11 protein-coding genes and 1 pseudogene are annotated in these 18,060 nt (G+C 62.9%); 11 read left to right on the top strand and 1 reads right to left on the bottom strand.

Annotated features, from left to right (window positions below):
* Nucleotides 1–159 precede the first annotated feature (159 nt).
* Complete coding sequence (locus WMO64_RS06495; protein WP_349231437.1) at nt 160–540, bottom strand: polysaccharide deacetylase family protein; 381 nt, start codon at nt 538–540, stop codon at nt 160–162.
* Between the two features lie 176 nt (nt 541–716).
* Here WMO64_RS06495 and WMO64_RS06490 point away from each other — a divergent pair, with 176 nt between their 5' ends.
* The 11 genes and pseudogenes from WMO64_RS06490 to uxaC all read left to right on the top strand — a co-directional run bounded on the left by WMO64_RS06490 (nt 717) and on the right by uxaC (nt 18,058).
* Nucleotides 717–1,382 (top strand): acyltransferase, encoded by a 666-nt coding sequence (locus WMO64_RS06490; protein ID WP_294518017.1) that lies wholly within the window; start codon nt 717–719, stop codon nt 1,380–1,382.
* Between the two features lie 355 nt (nt 1,383–1,737).
* Entirely contained in the window at nt 1,738–3,270 is a 1,533-nt protein-coding gene (locus tag WMO64_RS06485) for a recombinase family protein (RefSeq protein WP_349231468.1), read from the top strand.
* A gap of 360 nt (nt 3,271–3,630) precedes the next feature.
* A complete protein-coding gene (locus WMO64_RS06480; protein ID WP_349231436.1) occupies nt 3,631–4,335 on the top strand; it encodes a LytR/AlgR family response regulator transcription factor in 705 nt (234 codons plus the stop codon).
* 87 nt (nt 4,336–4,422) lie between these two features.
* The gene (locus tag WMO64_RS06475; protein ID WP_349231435.1) at nt 4,423–5,619 is read left to right on the top strand and encodes an ATP-binding protein; all 1,197 of its coding nucleotides are present in this window, start codon (nt 4,423–4,425) and stop codon (nt 5,617–5,619) included.
* Between the two features lie 344 nt (nt 5,620–5,963).
* Complete coding sequence (locus WMO64_RS06470; RefSeq protein WP_349231434.1) at nt 5,964–8,348, top strand: glycoside hydrolase family 3 N-terminal domain-containing protein; 2,385 nt, start codon at nt 5,964–5,966, stop codon at nt 8,346–8,348.
* Nucleotides 8,349–8,469: 121 nt separating this feature from the next.
* Entirely contained in the window at nt 8,470–9,237 is a 768-nt protein-coding gene (locus WMO64_RS06465) for a hypothetical protein (RefSeq protein WP_349231433.1), read from the top strand.
* An 89-nt stretch (nt 9,238–9,326) separates the two neighbouring features.
* A complete protein-coding gene (locus WMO64_RS06460; RefSeq protein WP_349231432.1) occupies nt 9,327–9,734 on the top strand; it encodes a hypothetical protein in 408 nt (135 codons plus the stop codon).
* A 31-nt stretch (nt 9,735–9,765) separates the two neighbouring features.
* Nucleotides 9,766–12,849, top strand: a complete 3,084-nt coding sequence (locus WMO64_RS06455) for a glycoside hydrolase family 3 protein (RefSeq protein ID WP_349231431.1) — start codon at nt 9,766–9,768, stop codon at nt 12,847–12,849.
* Between the two features lie 212 nt (nt 12,850–13,061).
* A complete protein-coding gene (locus WMO64_RS06450) occupies nt 13,062–14,984 on the top strand; it encodes a glycoside hydrolase family 2 protein (protein WP_349231430.1) in 1,923 nt (640 codons plus the stop codon).
* A gap of 49 nt (nt 14,985–15,033) precedes the next feature.
* Nucleotides 15,034–16,634: pseudogene (locus tag WMO64_RS17140) on the top strand (MFS transporter).
* A 20-nt stretch (nt 16,635–16,654) separates the two neighbouring features.
* Nucleotides 16,655–18,058 (top strand): glucuronate isomerase, encoded by a 1,404-nt coding sequence (uxaC, locus tag WMO64_RS06435; protein ID WP_349231427.1) that lies wholly within the window; start codon nt 16,655–16,657, stop codon nt 18,056–18,058.
* Nucleotides 18,059–18,060: the final 2 nt, after the last annotated feature.

Genomic DNA, 18,060 nt, shown 5'->3' with positions numbered 1-18,060 from the left:
TCGGTCTTCGTTCTGAGCCGATTGCGGCGGTCCTACGGGGAAAATTTAACTGCTAAGATACAAAGGAAGGCAGCCGGACATTTTTGCAAAAATGTCCGGCTGCCTTCCTTGCTGCCTTTATAGGCAGAATATGACTGCTGCTTCTGAAACTTTGATGTATCAGGCCCTTGAAGCTGTTGGGGAAACATCCACGTCCCACTGGATGGGCTCCATGCCGATGGAGCGGATGGCGCTGATGACCGTGTCGTTGTACTCGCCGTAGGGGGGGCGGATCAGGGTGGGCCGTACGCCGGTGACCGCCTCGATCTTGTCGCTGCACGCCTCCACGTCGGCGATGATCTCCTCCCGGGAGAGTTTGGACATGTGGGCGTGGGTGTTGGAGTGGTTCATCACCTCGTGGCCCGCGTCGTGGAGGGCCTTGACCGACTCGGGGTATTTGTCCACCCAGTCGCCTACCACAAAGAAGGTGGCCTTCACATTGTACCGCCCCAGAATGTCGATGAGCTCCTGGGTGTCCTCGTTCCCCCAGGGTGACGTCACATTGCGGCGCTGTTTTTGGCGCCGAAGCGTCAAATGCGAGTGGTATTTTGCGCTGCTTTGTGCTATCATGAAGTGGAATGGCATAAAGAGACGGGAAATGCCCGGCGTTCGGAGTAGAGTGCCGGGCATGGGGTCAAAGAACCATATAAAACTGAAAAATGGGAGGTCCCATATTGATGAACATCACCATTTCCGATCTGCTCGATCTGTCCCACACCATGGCGGGGGAGTACCTCAGCCAGTTCCAGTACCCCTGGGAGGCCCTGGACGGCATCAAGGAGATGATCCTCTCCCTGGGCAGCCAGCTCTCCCCGGAGGAGTACAGCCAGCCCCAGGAGCACGTCTGGGTCCACAAGACCGCCGTGGTGGCCCCCACCGCCTATCTGGGCGCGCCCTGCATCATCGGGCCTGAGACCGAGGTGCGCCACTGCGCCTTTATCCGGGGCTCCGCCCTTGTGGGCGCCCACTGCGTGGTGGGCAACTCGGTGGAGCTGAAAAACGTCATCCTCTTCGACAATGTCCAGACCCCCCACTACAACTATGTGGGCGACTCCATCCTGGGCTACAAGAGCCACATGGGCGCCGGGTCCATCACCTCCAACGTGAAGTCGGACAAGACCCTGGTGGTGGTGAAGGGGGAGACCGACATGCCCACCGGACGGAAGAAGATGGGCGCTATCCTGGGCGACTTTGTGGAGGTGGGCTGCAACTCGGTCCTCAACCCGGGCACCATCCTGGGCCGGCACAGCAGCGTCTATCCCACCTCCTGCGTCCGGGGCGTGATTCCCGCCAATTGCATCTACAAGGACAAGGACCACATCGTCCCCCGGCAGGAGAAGTAACGGTTTCCCAGGGCCCAGGCGCCGGAAAACCGGACATCTCCCCGCTTCCGGCGGGGGACAGCGGACAGAACAGGAAAGAGCCCTCACACCGGCCTGAAGAGAATGGCCGGTGTGAGGGCTCTTTTTGTTTGCCCGGCCCGGCATATTACCGCTCCGGGGATGCATACAATGGGGAGAGAACGCAGGAGAGGAGGACACGCTATGGCCCAACGCAGCAGGCCGGGAGAGCGGGCCTTGTGGCGGATATCCCGCCGGTTCGACGGCGCCAGGGACCCGGAGGCTCTGGTGCGGGCCCTGATCAAGGCCCACAGGAAGTGAGCTGTTTCCATAAAGAGGGGGCGAGCGGGGTTTGGATGTGTGGAGGACGGCGGGCTACCTGCGCCTGTCCCGGGAGGACGGGGACAAGGCGGAGAGCGACAGCATCGCCAACCAGCGCAAGCTGCTGGAGCAGTACATAGCCGCCCGGCCGGAGCTGCGCCTGGCGGACTTCTACCAGGACGACGGCTACACCGGCACCAATTTCGACCGCCCCGCCTTCCGCCGCATGGAGGAGGACATCCGACAGGGCAGGGTCAACTGCGTGCTGGTCAAGGATCTGTCCCGGTTCGGCCGGGACTACATCGAGGTGGGGCGGTATCTGGAGCGGGAGTTCCCCGCCCGGGGGGTGCGGTTCATCGCGGTCAACGACCACGTGGACAGCGCCGCAGGCCGGTACGACATGCTGCTGCCCATGAAGAACATCTTCAACACCCAGTACGCCCGGGACATCTCGGACAAGGTGCGCTCCGCCATCCGCACCAAGCAGGAGCGGGGGGAGTTTGTGGGGGCCTTTGCCAGCTACGGCTACCGGAAGGACCCGGAAAACCACAACCGCCTGCTCATCGACCCGCCCGCCGCCCAGGTGGTGCGGCGGATCTTCGACCTGTTCGAGGGCGGCTGGGGAAAGGTCAGGATCGCCAAGTGCCTGAACCAGGAGGGGATCCCCAGTCCCAGCGAGTACAAGCGGATCCTGGGGGAGCGGTACCACAACGGCCGCAGGATGGACAAGACCACCTACTGGACCTACGCCACGGTCCACCGGATGCTGCGCAACCAGATGTACGCGGGGGACATGGAGCAGGGGCGGAGCCTGCGGCCCGCCATGCACGGCAGGGCGAGGCAGAGAGACCGGAAGGACTGGGCGGTGGTGCCCGACACCCACGAGGCCATCATCAGCCGGGAGCAGTGGGAGCGGGTGCAGTCGCTGCTGGAGAAGCGGACCCGAGCGCTGAGCTTTGAGGGGAACCAGAGCCCCTTTGCCGGGTTCCTCCGCTGCGGCGACTGCGGACGGGCCATGGTAAAGACCAGGAGCGCCGGGGGGATCTACTACAGCTGCGGCTCCTACAAGCGGTACGGTCCCGCCGTGTGCAGCAAGCACAGCATCTCCCACGTTCTGCTGGAGGAGATCGTGCTGGAGGACCTGAACCAGGTCATATCCGGAGTCCGGGACCTCGGGGGCCTGGCGGACGAGGCGGAAGCCTGGACTGCCCCCGGTCCCCGGGACCAGCGGGGGCGGCTGGAGGAGGGGCTGGAGCGGCTCTACCGGCTGAAAAAGGCATCCTATGAGGACTACCGGGAGGGACTCATCAGCCGGCAGGACTTCCTGCGCTACCGGGAGGACTACGAGCGCCAGGAGCGGGAACTCGCCGCCCAGCTGAAGGGGCTGCCGGGCGGCGGGGAGGAGACCGCGCCAAACCCATGGGTGGAGGCGCTGGTCCGGCAGGGAAGGCTGACCGGGCTGGACCGGGTCACCGTGGCGGAGGCGGTGAAGCAGATCCTGGTTTTTGCGGACGGGCACATGGAGATCACCTATACCTTTTCCGACCAGCTTGGACTGATACAGCAGTAGGGGGCCTTTCCATTATGGAAAGGCCCCCTACTGCTGCGCGTTTTGCGGCCTGCGCCATGGGCGGCATCCATAAAATTTGAAAAATTTTTCTTGTGATTTTGGTTCCTTCCCAGGTATGGCGGCGCCCGGCAGAACGGGAATAAAGGCAAAATTTTGCCGGGAAAAGGGAAAACCGCGGCGCAGCGGGCCGCCTGCCATTGAAGGGAAAACCAATTGCCCGCCCTGAAGGATTATGATATTATAATTAAAAATACGAGATAAAATCCACGGAAACGGGAGAGACGGTCGGCCCATGGCGGGCTGAGACGGCGGGGCTCTGCCGCCTTCCGGGGAGAGACTGGCATGGGGCAGGTGAGGGAGATGTTTGATATTGCAGTGGTCGAGGACAACGATCAGGATGCAAAGACCATCATCCATTCTTTGACACGGTATGCATCCAAAAATCAGCTGGAGTTCCGGATCACCCGGCTTCCCGACGCGCTCAAGCTGATCAACGCCTACAAGTCAAATTACGATCTGATCCTTATGGACATCGAGATGCCCCACATGACCGGCATGGAGGCGGCGAAGGCCATCCGGCGGATGGACCACGGGGTGACCATCGTGTTTGTGACCAACATGGCCCAGTATGCCGTGGAGGGGTACGCGGTGGAGGCCTTCGACTACATCCTCAAGCCCATCAACGACTACGCCCTTGACCTGAAGCTCAAGCGGATCATGGCCCACGTGGGCAGCACGGCGGGGGAGCGGATCGTGATCCGGACCGAGGGGGAGACCATCGGCCTTCAGGTGCGGAAGATCTGCTACGTGGAGGTGGACGGGCACTACCTCAACTGGCACACCCGGGACGGGGTGTACCGCTCCCTGGGCACCCTGAAGTCCATCGACCAGCAGCTGCCCGAGAGCTACTGCGCCATCAGCCGCTGGCACGTGGTCAACATGCGGTACGTGCGCAGTGTGGTGGGGGACGAGGTGCTGGTGGAGGGCGAAAAGCTGCACATCGGCCGGTCGTACAAGCAGAAGTTCCTGCAGGCCTATGCGGAATACATGGTGGGTGGGACTTAGACGATGGATGAATTTTTTCTGGTATACGTTGAGAACCTGATGTGTTTCTCCCTGTTTTTCATCAATTTCCCTCGGAGACAGCACTTTGTGGCCCGCTTTCTCGCGGCCCTGGCCCTGGGAGCCGGCGGCGTGCTGCTGATCGGCCGTCTGCTGTACGCCTCCAGCCTGTTGGTGTTCATCTACTATCTCATAGAATTCTGTATGCTCATGGTCATCTTCCACTTCTGCTTTCAGACCAGCTGGGAGCAGGCCCTGTGCTGCGCCAGCGCCGGCCGGGCCACCCAGCACCTGATCTACCAGATATTGCAGCTGATCAGCCTGAGCTTTGACCCGGCCGACTACCTGGCCTCCGACTCCGCGGCCTATTTCCTGGGGGCGCTGCTGTCCTATCTGCCCTTCTGCGCAGTGGTCTATGTGGCGCTGGGCCGGAAGATCGGCGCCTTTGATTTTGACTACGAGAAGGGCGAGTTCCGCTGGCGGATGGGCCTGCTCAGCGCGGTCATGGTGCTGGTCTGCGTGGGCATCACCCGGTTCGCCAAGAGCAGCACCTCCCAGGATATATACGGCACCATTGCGGAGAGCCTGTACGCCATCATCTGCTGTCTGGTGTGCATGCTCATGCAGTTTGAGCTCAACCGGCGGGCCAAGCTGACCAAGGAGATGGAGATGGTGCGCATGCTGTGGAAGAAGGACAGCAAGCAGCTGGCCGAGCGGAAGGACACCATCGAGCTCATCAACATGAAGTGCCACGACATCCGCCACAAGCTGGAGGACTACCACCTGCCCATCACCGACGAGGAGGAGAAGGAGATCAAGTCCCTCATCCGCATCTATGACCAGACCTACCGCACCGGCAGCCAGACCCTGGACGTGCTGCTGGCCGACCGGGCCCTCCTGTGCGAAAAGGACCACATCCAGCTGAGCTTTATGGGGGACGGCAGCTGCCTGAGATTCCTCACGGAGTCGGACATCTACTCCCTGCTGGGCAACGCGGTGGAGGCTGCCCGGGGACTGGAGGAGGAGAAGCGCCAGATCAGCATGATCATCCGGAGCAGCGGGGACCTGGTATCTATCAGCGTGACCAATTATTACCAGGGCCAGCTGCATTTTGAGGAGGACCTGCCCGTCACCAGCCAGCCCGACGCCGAGGACTTCCACGGCTACGGCATGAAGAGCATGCAGGCCATCGCCCAGAAGTACGGCGGCAAGCTGAAGGTCAAGGCGGAGGACGGCGTGTTCAAGCTGACCATCTGGCTGATCGACGGCAGCCGGCAGCCGGCGTAACGGCGCCACACGTCGGGCAGCGCCGCAGACGGGCGGAAAAGGCGAAAACTGCCCCACAATAGAGAGACCCCATAAAATACGAAAACCGAAATTTTTTGCCACACAAAACACCCATACCGGTCAGACATCGACCGGTATGGGTGTTTTTTTCTGCCAAAAATCAGAGCTGTATCGTAGTTCTGCGGGGGACAGATGTTTCTCTGGGACAGTGCGACCGAGGAGCGCTTATTGCAATTCGTGCAAAAAATCTGCGGATTGTGCAGGGTTTGCTGTGGAAAATAGATAATTCGAATATAATACACATGGCTCGAAACGGGTCATATTACGAGGAAGGAGAGTTATTCATGAAGAGAATCGTTCCCTTGCTGCTCTCGGCAGCCATGCTCGTCTCCCTGGCAACCTCCTGTACCAATACGGGGGATACGCCCTCAACGCAACCGACCACATCCCCCAGCCCCTCCCCCACGGAGAGCGCGACCACCCTTCAGGACGGCTACATCCCCGCGCCCTATACGGCGAGCAACGAGGATGAGCTGACCGCTGAGTTCCTCGACCCCGTGTTCTATGAGAACGAGGACGGCCCCACCATCGGCGTGACCCTGCTGGGCGTCATCGTTCAGGACGGCAAGTACTTCCGCGACCTGGACAACGACCAGGAGCTGGACGACTTCGAGGACTGGCGTCTGGACGCCGAGACCCGCGCCCAGGCCATGGCCGCAGCCATGACGGATCACCAGCTGTCCTATCAGCTCCTCAACGTCATGGCGTACAGCCCCAAGAGCACCAAGACCGCCGACGTGGTGGATGAGAACGGCGAGCCTGTCTGGACGCTGATCTACCCCGCTCAGGGCGGCTTCGGCGGCGGCGATGAGGACCCCGACGCCACCAACATCGAGTACCTGCAGACCTCCGGCATGCGCAACTTCGTCCTGCGTAGCAACCCGGAGACCGAGGTGGCCGTGTGGTTCAACAACGGCCTGGAGCAGTTCAGTGAGTACGAGGCCGTCACCAGCGGTGAAGTGGCCGTCCCCTACCTCACCTTCACCAACCCCATCAGCCACGGCCTGCCCAACTCCGAAGGTGTGGCCGCCGCGTCCCTGGGCGACGGCAATGCCGACGCCGTGCTGGAGGACGCCCAGTATGACCGCCAGGTCATGTGGGCCAAGGGCGTGGAAGCCCTCTACGGTCCCCAGATCGACCTGGTGACCGCCCCCCGCTGGTCCCGCAACTCCACCACCTACGGCGAGCGGGTGGACATGGCGGAGGAGATCGCCAGCAACCTGGTCATTGGCTATCAGAACGGCGACCAGGGCATGGTGGAGGGCAGCGTCCTGCTGACCGTGAAGCACTTCCCCGGCGACGGCGCCGCCTACAACGGCTTTGAGAGCCATGGCTACACCGGCCGCTACCGCGTCTACTCCACCGAGAACTCCCTGGCCAACTACCAGCTCAAGCCCTTCATCGCCGCCTTTGAGGCCGGCGCCGCCGGCGTCATGCCCGGCTACTCCCAGCCCGCTGACGACCCCCGCACTGCGCCCCAGTCCATTACCTACAACGGCGAGACCTATGACATCCGCCTGGGCGGCTACGGCAACGCCTTCAACGAGGACGTGCTGCAGTACCTGCTCCGGGAGGTTCTGGGCTTTGACGGCCTCATCAACTCTGACTCCGTCAGCCAGAGCAACGCCCACGGCGTGGAGGACATGTCCGGCTATGACCAGACCGTCCTCTTCGTAAAGGCCGGCTGCGACGCCGGCGTGTTCAGCGCCGCCGGCCAGATGGGCGGCATGGCCATCAGCCCCGAGCTGATCGAAGAGGCCCTCACCAACGGCGACCTGACCCGCGAGGAGCTGGAGCTGGCTGCCTACCACCGCCTGCTGCCCCAGATGCAGAGCGGCAACCTGGACAACCCCTACCGCGACCTGGAGGAGAGCGTGGCCACCGTCAATGAGGTGACCCCCAAGGTGGAGTCCCTGGCCGAGGAGATGAACCTGAAGTCCGTGGTTCTGATGAAGAACTCCGACGCCACCCTGCCCCTGAGCGACACCAGCGTGAGCGTGTATGTCCACGGCTTCAACCAGGACGATGACGCTGACGTCAGCGGCATGGTCGCCGCCCTGGAGGGCGCCGGCTTCACCGTGGTGGACGACTACACCCAGGCCGACGTGGCCTACCTGCGTGTGGATCCCAGCATCGTGGGCCAGGGTTCCAGCGAGCTGGCCATTCTGGATCTGGCCGAGGACGTGGAGACCCCCATCTATGACGACAACGCCAAGCGCACCGACGACACCGCCCTGGTCACCACCGTGGCCAGCATGGACGAGTTCCAGGAGATCGCCGACGCCGTCCACGCCAACGGCGGCAAGGTGGTGGGCGAGATCGACGCCTCCAACGCCTGGATCCTGACCAACATGGAGCCCTACTGCGACGCCCTGTTGGGCACCTTCAGCACCAGCGACGACGCCGTCGTCCAGGTGGTGACCGGCGCCTATAATCCCACCGGCAAGCTGCCCGTCACCATGGTGGCCGACGCCTCCGTCATCGCCCTGGTGGAGACCGAGCTGGAAGGCGAGATGTGGGATATCTGCGTCTCCCCCAACGACGTGCCCGGCTATGAGAAGGAGCAGTACATGGACGCCGACGTGCTGGCCGCTTCCCCCTCCGGTTCCTACGCCTATCAGGACTCCGACGGCAACTTCTACTGGTCTGATTTCGGCCTGAGCTACTAATTTCAGCCCTTCGTCCGGGCCCATGCCCGGCGGAACCCATGGGGCAGGCCTCTGGTCTCAGAGGTCTGTCCCCGTGTGGTTATTCCAACCCCATGCTATATGACAAAAGGAGCGTATTAAAATGAAAAAGATTCTCAGTCTCTGCCTGGCCCTGTGCCTGATGACCCTCGCCGGCTGCACCAGCGAGCCCGCCCCCAGCGACAGCACCCAGCCCTCCGACAGCGCCCAGGTGAGTACCCAGCCCTCCGACAGCGCTCAGCCCGCTGTGGAGCCCAGCGACAGCGCCCAGCCCTCCGAGGACGAGGAAGTCGCCGCCACCCCCGACCCCAGCGCCCCCGCCACCCAGCTGTTCTACAGCAGCGATGTATCCGAGATGGAGGGCAGCTGGACCCTGTCCCAGGTCTATGTGGGCGGCGAGACCTTTGACGCCGTGGACAACGCCGCCACCCTGGCCATCACCTTCTCCCTGGACCCCTCTGAGCTGGTGGACGATGCCGCCTACATCCACAACCAGGTCTATAACCTGACCGGCGACCTGACCTTCGGCGTGGCCGGCATCAACGACACCCTGTCCGCCGACGGTCTGGACGGCTATCGCGGTTCCACCGCCTGGTCCGACTTCCCCCAGGGCGAGGTGGTCACTGAGGGCGAGTTCTACAAGCAGCCCGGCCCCGCTACCATGCGCTTCCAGGACGTGGACGCCTACGGCCTGTTCCTGGACCAGCTGGCTACCGGCGCTCCCGCCGATGTGGAGACCACGGAGCGCACCCTTGTCATCGGCATCAACAACCAGGGGCAGCTTCTGCTGGGCGCCAGCGAGGAGCACCTGGAGCGCCCGGGCACTGAGGGCGACTGGACCTACTGCCTGATCTTCGACAAGGCCGCGTAACCGATTCCACCTCCCGTACCCCATCACCTGGTCATTTCCCGGCCGGACAGGAGCGAGCTCCTGTCCGGCTGTCGAGAGGAGCGTTTTCTATGAAGACATCCAAAAAAGCGCCCGGTTTCTATGTGACCCTCTTCTCCTGCGTGCTTGCCATCGTGTCCGCCGTATGCTACGGCGTGATTTTCCGGGAGATCGAGTACAAGGAGCCGGTATTTGACCTGCGGATCTGCATCATCATGGCGGCCGCTGGCGTGGTCGCCGCCGTCCTGCTGTTTGTGAATGAGCGTACCGCCGGCTTTGCCCCGGCCCTGCTCTGCCTGGGCAGCGGCATTTCCCTTATGCTCTTCATCAAGATCGCCATCTGGCCCGTCTCCGATACCATCTACGGAATCGAGCCCTTCCCCGCTTTTACCCAGCTGGTGGCCTGTGCCGTGCTGCTGGTGGTCACCCTGGTGGTCTCCGAGGTGGTACTGTACATGAAAAAGTACCGTTCTGCCTGATGGAAAGAACGCGCAGAGAGGAGAACTTCCGATGAAATCCTCAAAGAAAAGAACACTCAAGAAAATTTTTGCCAACGTCACCGTGGGCCTGCTGATCCTGGTCTACTTCGCCAACACCATTGCGGGCCAGTTCTCCGGTCAGATCAACAGCTTCCTGGGCACCTCCACCTCCATGACGGTGACGGAGGGAGACGACGCTTCCAGCGAATATGTGCGCTACTACGAGTCTGTGTTTGACTCCGTGGCCGACCTGAAGGCGGCCGGTCTGGCCAAGGCGGAGGAGGCCGAGGCCGAGGGCGCGGTGCTGCTGAAGAACGACGGCGTGCTGCCCCTGAAGAACCCCGAAGTCTCCCTGTTCGGCGCCACTGCTACCGCTCCCGTGTACGGCGGCACCGGCTCGGGCGCGGTGAATACCGCCGATGCCCCCACCTATGTGGACGCCCTGACCGAGAGCGGCCTGACCGTGACTAACGAGGCCCTGCTGGACTGGTATGCGGAGGAAGAGTATGGCCGCACTTTCTCCTCCAGCGGCGAGGAGATCAACGAGGCCCGGTGGAACTCCATCGCTGAGAGCGACGCGGCCTCCACCTTCGGCAACGGCGAGGTGGCCATCTTCGTCGTGGGCCGTGTGGGCGGCGAGGCCAACGACCTGAAGAGCACCAACCATGTGGACGGCGGCACCAACCCCCTGGGCGCCGACGTGCCTGAGAACTCCGATTACCTGATGCTCAACCGGAACGAGCTGGGCATCCTGGAGGGACTGAAGGGCCTCAAGGATGAGGGCAAGATCAGCGGCATCGTGGTGCTGTTCAACAGCGCCAACCCGGTGTCCGCCGCCTTCCTGGACGACGAGGTCTACGGCATCGACGCGGCCGTGTGGATCGGCTCGGTGGGCCAGAGCGGCCTGTACGCTGTGGGCGACATCCTCAGCGGCGCGGTGAACCCCTCCGGCTCCCTGCCCGACACCTGGTGGACCAACAATCTGCTGGACCCCGCCATGTCCAACTTCGGCGTCTATACCTACACCAACGCCGGCGACTACACCTATGCCTCCAGCCCTGCCAAGTTCACCAGCTACGTGGTCTACCAGGAGGGCATCTACGTGGGCTACCGCTACACCGAGACCCGGTATGAGGACGCGGTCCTGGGTACCGCGGGCGTGGGGGACTATGTCTACGACGACGTGGTGGCCTATCCCTTCGGCTACGGCCTGAGCTACACCACCTTTGACATGAGCGACATGCAGGTGGAGAAGAGCGGCCAGGGCACCGACGCGGCCTACACCGTGACTGTCACTGTCACCAACACCGGTTCTGTGGCCGGCAAGAAGGCGGTGCAGGTGTACGCCCAGAAGCCCTACACTGACTACGACAAGGAGAACCAGATCGAAAAGGCAGCTGTGGAGCTGGTGGGCTACGGCAAGACCGGCCTGCTGGAGCCCGGCGCCAGCGAGACCGTGACGGTCACCGTGCCCGAGTATTTCCTCACCAGCTATGACGCCATGGGCACCGGGGTGTACATCCTGGAGGACGGCACCTACTACCTCACTGCGGCGGACGACAGCCACGAGGCCATCAACAACACCCTCTCCGCCAAGGGCTACACCACTGCCGACGGCATGACCGCCGACGGCAACGCCGACCTGGTGTACGCCGCGGACTACACCTTTGACGCCCAGACCTACGCCCAGGCCTACGGCACCGGCAACGACGTCACCAGCCTCTTTGCCTCCGCGGACATCAACCGCTACGAGGGCAGGGGGGACAACAGCGTGACCTATGCTTCCCGCAGCAACTGGGAGGGCACCCTGATGCTCTGGGCCGACGAGAACGCCGACGGCGAGAACGACAACTATGTGAAGCTGTCCATGACCGACCAGATGTATGAGGACACCATTCTGGACGCGTCCGACCTGCCGGAGAACGACGACCAGTGGCCGGTAATGGGCTCTACTGAGACCAACTACAGCCTGATCCAGCTGCTGCAGAACGAGGACGGCAGCGAGATTGCCTACGACGACCCCATGTGGGACGACCTGCTCAACCAGCTGACCTACGAGGACCTGTCCCGTCTGTGCGCGGTGGGCCTGCGGATGACGGTCTCTCTGGAGTCCATCGGCATGCCTGAGACCCTGGACCACAACGGCCCCTCCGGCGTGACCCAGAAGTACTCCGCCGGTCCCAACGGCTACGCCAACCAGACCAACGACCCGGACAAGGAGCAGACCGGCACCTGCTACCCCTGCAACGGCATCCTGGCCGCCACCATGAACGACCAGCTGGTGCAGGAGGTGGGCGAGCTCATCGGTGAGGACGCCATGTGGGCGGGCTACGCCGGCTTCTACGGCAGCGGCCTGAATATCCACCGCACCCCCTACGCCGGCCGTGTGTTTGAGTACTACTCCGAGGACGGCATCCTGACCGGCCTCATCGACACCTACGAGACCATCGGCATCCAGTCCAAGGGCGTGTATGTGTACAACAAGCACTTCGCCCTCAACGACCAGGAGCTGCAGCGGCAGGGTCTGGGCACCTGGTGCAACGAGCAGGCCATGCGGGAGATCTATCTGCGGGCCTTCGAGCTGCCCATCGTCAACGCCGACGCCAAGTGCGTCATGACCGCCTTCAACCGTATCGGCGCGGTGTGGTCGGGCGCCTGCTCTGAGCTGCTCACCGACTGGCTCCGGGGCGAGGCCGGCATGACCGGATTTGCCGTCACCGACATGTTCGAAGGCGACTACATGAGCAAGGCCCACGAGGTGCTGGCGGGCAACGACATCCCCGATAACTTCCCCGGCACCACCGGCACCGGCGTGGATACCGCCTCCAGCGGGGACCTGGGCTTTGAGTTCGCGGCCTACGGCCCCGACGGAGAGACCCCCAACGCCCAGATCGCCCAGGCCATGCGTGAGTCCGCCCACCGCATCCTGTACACCGTGCTCCACTCCCGGGGCATGGACGGCATCGGCGCCAATACCCGCATCGTGACCGTCACGCCCTGGTGGCAGATGGCCCTCAACGTGGCCCAGATCGCGCTGGCAGTGCTGAGCGTGGTGGCCGTGGTGGTGCTGGTGGCCGACATGGTGCCCCGCAAGCAGAAGAACGCCAAGCAGTAAGGCAGGGAACGGGACGGCCCGGTACCCCTGAGGGAACGCTGTCCGCCGCAAGCAGCTGATGCCGTGCGGCGGACAGCGCCCATTCCCTTGCTCCGCTTTATTGCGCGGACAGGTAAAAAACATTACAATAATAACCAGAAATTAGCAGCGCCCGGACCCGGACGGAGCCGGCGCCTGCAAAGCTCCACGGACAGGAAAGAAGGAGAGGCTCGATGCGGAACAGCATTTGTTTAAACCGGAACTGGACCTTTTACGGTCCCAAAGGTACGCCGGAGGCAGTGGATCTGCCCCACACCTGGAACGCGGTGGACGGACAGGACGGCGGAAACGACTACTGGCGCGGCACCTGCACCTATGAGAAGACGTTTCCCATGCCGGAGTTTGACCCGGACACCCAGACGGTGTACCTGGAGTTCCGGGGGGTGAACGCCTCCGCCGACGTGGAGCTCAACGGGAAGCCTGTGACCCACCACGACGGCGGCTACTCCACCTTCCGGGCGGAGGTGGCCGGGCTGCTCCAGGCGGAGAACCACATGACCGTCCGGGTGGACAACAGCGTCAACGACCGTGTGTACCCCCAGAAGGCGGACTTCACCTTCTACGGCGGCATCTACCGGGACGTGGTGCTGCTGGTGGTGAGCAAGCACCACTTTGATCTGGATTTCTTCGGCGGTCCCGGTTTGCGCATCACGCCCGCCCTGGACGGCGCCACCGGCAAGATCCGGGTGGAGAGCTGGACCAACGTGGAAAGCCCCGCCGTGGAGGTGACCCTCACCGACGCGGAAGGGAACACCGTGGCTGTCGGCCAGGGCACCGACGTGACCCTGGACATCCCCGGCGTGCACCTGTGGGACGGCGTGAAGGACCCCTATCTCTATACCGCCACCCTGCGGCTGGTGGAGAACGGCGCTGTAGTGGACGAGATCTCCAGTACCTTCGGCGTGCGCACCTTCCGGGTGGACCCCAAGGAGGGCTTTTTCCTCAACGGGCGGCCCTATCCCCTCCACGGCGTGTCCCGCCACCAGGACCGGAAGGGCCTGGGCAACGCCCTGACCAGGGCCCACCACGACGAGGACATGGCCCTCATCCGGGAGATCGGCGCCAACACCATCCGCCTGGCCCACTATCAGCACGACCAGTACTTCTACGACCTGTGCGACCAGTACGGCATGATCGTCTGGGCGGAGATCCCCTATATCTCCGAGCATATGCCGGGTGGTCGGGACAACACCATCAGCCAGATGAAGGAGCTCATCATCCAGAACTACAACCACCCCTCCATCGTCACCTGGGGCCTGTCCAACGAGATCACCATCTCCACCAGGGACAAGGCGGACATGCTGGACAACCACCGGGTCCTCAACGACCTGTGCCACACCATGGACCCCACCCGGCCCACCACCCTGGCCTGCTACGCCATGTGCGGCCCCTTCAACCGCTCGGCCCATATCTCCGACCTGGTGAGCTGGAACCTGTACCTGGGCTGGTACGTGCCCGGGCTGTTCCTCAACGACCTGTGGATATCCTTCTTCCACCTGGTCTACCCCAAGCGGTGCCTGGGATTTTCGGAGTACGGCTGCGAGGGCATGCCCAACCTCCACGCCTCCCACCCCCGCCGCGGGGACCACACCGAGGAGTATCAGGCCATTTACCATGAGTTCATGCTCAAGTGCTTCCAGCGCCACCCCTATATGTGGAGCACCCACGTGTGGAACATGTTCGACTTTGCCGCCGACGCCCGGGACCAGGGCGGCGAGCCCGGCATGAACCACAAGGGGCTGGTCACCTTTGACCGCAAGATCAAGAAAGACAGCTTTTATCTCTACAAGGCCTACTGGAGCGACGAGCCCTTTGTCCACCTCTGCGGCAGCCGGTACACCGACCGGGCCGAGCAGGTGACCACCGTGAAGGTCTACTCCAACCAGAGCCAGGTGTCCCTCTACTGCAACGGCAAGCTGGTGGAGACCAAGACGGGGGATAAGGTCTTTACCTTCCGGGTGCCCCTGAATGGCCCCGTCAAGCTGGAGGCCCGGGCCGGTCAGTGCCGGGACGCCATCCATATCCGGCGGGTGGAGCGTCCCAACGACGCCTACCGCCTGAAAAAAGGGAAGAGCTCCAGTGCCAACTGGGTATGAGACTCATTGCAAGGGAACCCATCATTTTGAAAGAAGAAGGAGATGCCATGTGAAGAACCATACCCATGATCCTTCCGGAAGCGGGTTGAACCGGGCCAAGCCCTATCAGCTGGTCCTGTTCCCCCTCAATAACGGCGCAACCAACGTCTATTTCATCCTGATTCTGTCCTATGTGGCCCAGTTTGGCTCCAGCATCCTCCATCTGGGCGTGTTTGCCTCCATCATGGTCACGGTCATGCGGGTGTGCGACGCCATCACCGACCCCATCATCGGCGCCATGATGGACCGCACCAACACCAGAATCGGCAAATTCCGGCCCTTTATGATTTTGGGCAGCGTGGTCATGGCCCTGAGTGTGGTGGCCCTCTACATCCTGCTGCCCTTTATCCCCGAGACCATGATGCCCCTGCGCTACGTGGCATTCACCGTGGTCTACTTCATCTGGGTTCTGGGCTACACCTTCCAGACCTCTGTCACCCGCGCCGGCCAGACCGTCCTGACCAACGACCCCAACCAGCGCCCCATGTTCACCATCTTCAACACCGTGGGCTCCCTGCTGGGCATGGGCATCATGCAGTTCCTTATCCCCCCTGGTCAAGGCCATGTATGACGTGAAGGACGCCGCCGGCAACGTCATCACCTCCGGCTACGCCAACCCCATGGTCTACCGCATCATCACCCCCATCGGCATCGGCATCTCGGTGCTGCTCACCATCCTGGCCATCATCGGCATCGCCGAGAAGGACCGCCCCGAGTTCTACGGCCTGGGCGTACTCGGAGAACGTGAAGCTCTCCGAGTACGCCCAGATCATCAAGGCCAACAAGCCCATGCAGCGCCTGATGGTGGCCGGCGCCGGCTGCAAGCTGGCCCTGGCCATCGCCACCAACACCACCGTGCTGCTGGCCCTGTACGGCATTGTCATGGGCAACTACAACTCCCTGTACCTGCCCATGATGGTGCTGGGCTATGTGTACGCCGTCCCCTTCTTCCTGCTGTCCATGCGCACCAGCCAGAAGAAGGGCCAGCGGGCCTCCCTCATCCGCTACGTCTCCGTGGCCCTCATCTGCTACGTGGGCGTGCTGGTGCTGCTGCTGGTCAACAGCCACGGCAATCCCAGCCTGACGCTCTCCTTCCCCTTCAAGGGCGGCGGAGCCATCAACCTGTACACCATCCTGTTCATCGTGTTCTTCGGCGTGGGCTACGGCACCTACTACGCCACCGCCGACATGCCCATCCCCATGGTGGCCGACTGCTCGGACTACGAGACCTACCGCTCCGGCAAGTATATCCCCGGCATCATGGGCACCATGTTCTCCCTGGTGGACAAGCTGGTGTCCTCCCTGGCCCAGACCCTGGTGGCCTTTATCTTCCTGGCCTGCGCCGGCCTGTCTGAGCTGCCCGACGACAGCACCCCCTACTCCATGGGCATCAAGGTGGCTGTCATCATCATGTTCTGCGTCATTCCCATGCTGGCCTGGGGCGCCACCCTGCTGGCCATGAAGGGCTACACCCTCACCGGCGCCAAGATGAAGGAGATCCAGGCGGTCAACGCCGCCCGCAAGGCGGCCATCGAGCAGGGCATGTCCCTGGAGGAGGCCATGGAGCGGTACCAGACCGTGGACCAGGTGCCCGAACAGCTGCGAAACTGAACTGAAAGGGAGAAAAAAACTTGAATACCTTTCTGACCGACGATTTTCTGCTGGACACGGAGACCGCCAAGGCCCTGTACCACACCTACGCCGCCTCCATGCCCATCGCGGACTACCACTGCCACATCGACCCCAAGGACATCTGGGAGGACAGGCGCTTTGAGAACATCACCCAGATCTGGCTGGGGGGCGACCACTACAAGTGGCGGCTCATGCGCTCCAACGGCGTGGAGGAGAAGTACATCACCGGCGACGCCTCCGACTATGAAAAGTTTGAGAAGTTCGCCCAGACCCTGCCCCGGGCCATCGGCAACCCCATGTACCACTGGTGCCACCTGGAGCTGAAGAACTACTTCGGCTACACCGGCGTGCTCAGCGGCGAGACTGCCCGGGAGGTGTGGGAGCTGTGCAACCACAAGCTGAAAAACGACCCGGCCATGAGCGCCCGGGGGCTGATTCTGGGCAGCAATGTGGCCATGGTGGGCACCACCGACGACCCGTGCAGCGACCTTATCTGGCACGAGAAGCTGGCGGGGGATAAATCCTTCCCCGTGCAGGTGTGCCCCAGCTTCCGGCCCGACCCGGCGGTGAATCTGCACAAGAGCGGTTTTGCCGCCTATCTGGAGCAGCTGGAGCAGACCACCGGCCGCACCATCGCCACCATCGAGGATATGCGGGCCGCCCTCAGCGACCGCATCGCCTTCTTTGACGCCCACGGCTGCCGCTCCGCCGACCACGGCCTGGACTATGTCATGTGCCGCCAGGTGTCCGACGAAACCGCCACCGCCGCCATGAACAAGGCTCGGGCGGGGGAGACCCTCACCCGGGAGGAGGCCGAGGGCTACCAGACCGCGGTGATCCTCCACTGCGCCCGGGAGTACCGGAAGCTGGGCTGGGTCATGCAGCTCCACTTCAGCTGCATGCGCAACCCCAACAGCCGCATGATGGCCCAGCTGGGGCCGGACACCGGCTTTGACTGCATCGCCGTCACCGACAGCTGCGCCGCCACCTACCGCCTCATAGACGCCCTGGAGCGGGAGGGCAATCTGCCCAAGACCGTGCTGTACAGCCTGAACCCGGCGGACAACGCCTGGATCGACACCCTGCTGGGCGCCTTCCAGGGCCCGGAGACGGCGGGCAAGATCCAGCACGGCAGCGCCTGGTGGTTCAACGACCACAAGACCGGCATGACCGAGCAGCTGACCAGCCTGGCCAACCTGAGCGTGCTGGGCAACTTCATCGGCATGCTCACCGACAGCCGCAGCCTGCTCAGCTACGCCCGGCACGAGTACTTCCGCCGGGTGCTGTGCGCCCTGCTGGGCCGCTGGGTGGAGAACGGGGAGTACCCCCGTGACCTGCCCGCCCTGGGCCGCCTGGTGCAGGACATCTGCTTCAATAACGCCAAACGCTACTTTAATCTTTAATC

It is taken from the genome of Pseudoflavonifractor intestinihominis (genome assembly GCF_040096055.1).
In the GTDB taxonomy this organism is placed as follows: domain Bacteria; phylum Bacillota; class Clostridia; order Oscillospirales; family Oscillospiraceae; genus Pseudoflavonifractor; species Pseudoflavonifractor intestinihominis.
Note: the sequence above shows the minus strand (reverse complement) of the source record. Positions and strands in the feature narration are given on the sequence as shown.

Coding starts and splice junctions, on each gene's coding strand:
- WMO64_RS06490 (WP_294518017.1), top strand. CDS start 717: ATGAACATCACCATTTCCGATCTGCTCGATCTGTCCCACACCATGGCG.
- WMO64_RS06480 (WP_349231436.1), top strand. CDS start 3,631: ATGTTTGATATTGCAGTGGTCGAGGACAACGATCAGGATGCAAAGACC.
- WMO64_RS06470 (WP_349231434.1), top strand. CDS start 5,964: ATGAAGAGAATCGTTCCCTTGCTGCTCTCGGCAGCCATGCTCGTCTCC.
- WMO64_RS06465 (WP_349231433.1), top strand. CDS start 8,470: ATGAAAAAGATTCTCAGTCTCTGCCTGGCCCTGTGCCTGATGACCCTC.
- WMO64_RS06460 (WP_349231432.1), top strand. CDS start 9,327: ATGAAGACATCCAAAAAAGCGCCCGGTTTCTATGTGACCCTCTTCTCC.
- WMO64_RS06455 (WP_349231431.1), top strand. CDS start 9,766: ATGAAATCCTCAAAGAAAAGAACACTCAAGAAAATTTTTGCCAACGTC.
- WMO64_RS06450 (WP_349231430.1), top strand. CDS start 13,062: ATGCGGAACAGCATTTGTTTAAACCGGAACTGGACCTTTTACGGTCCC.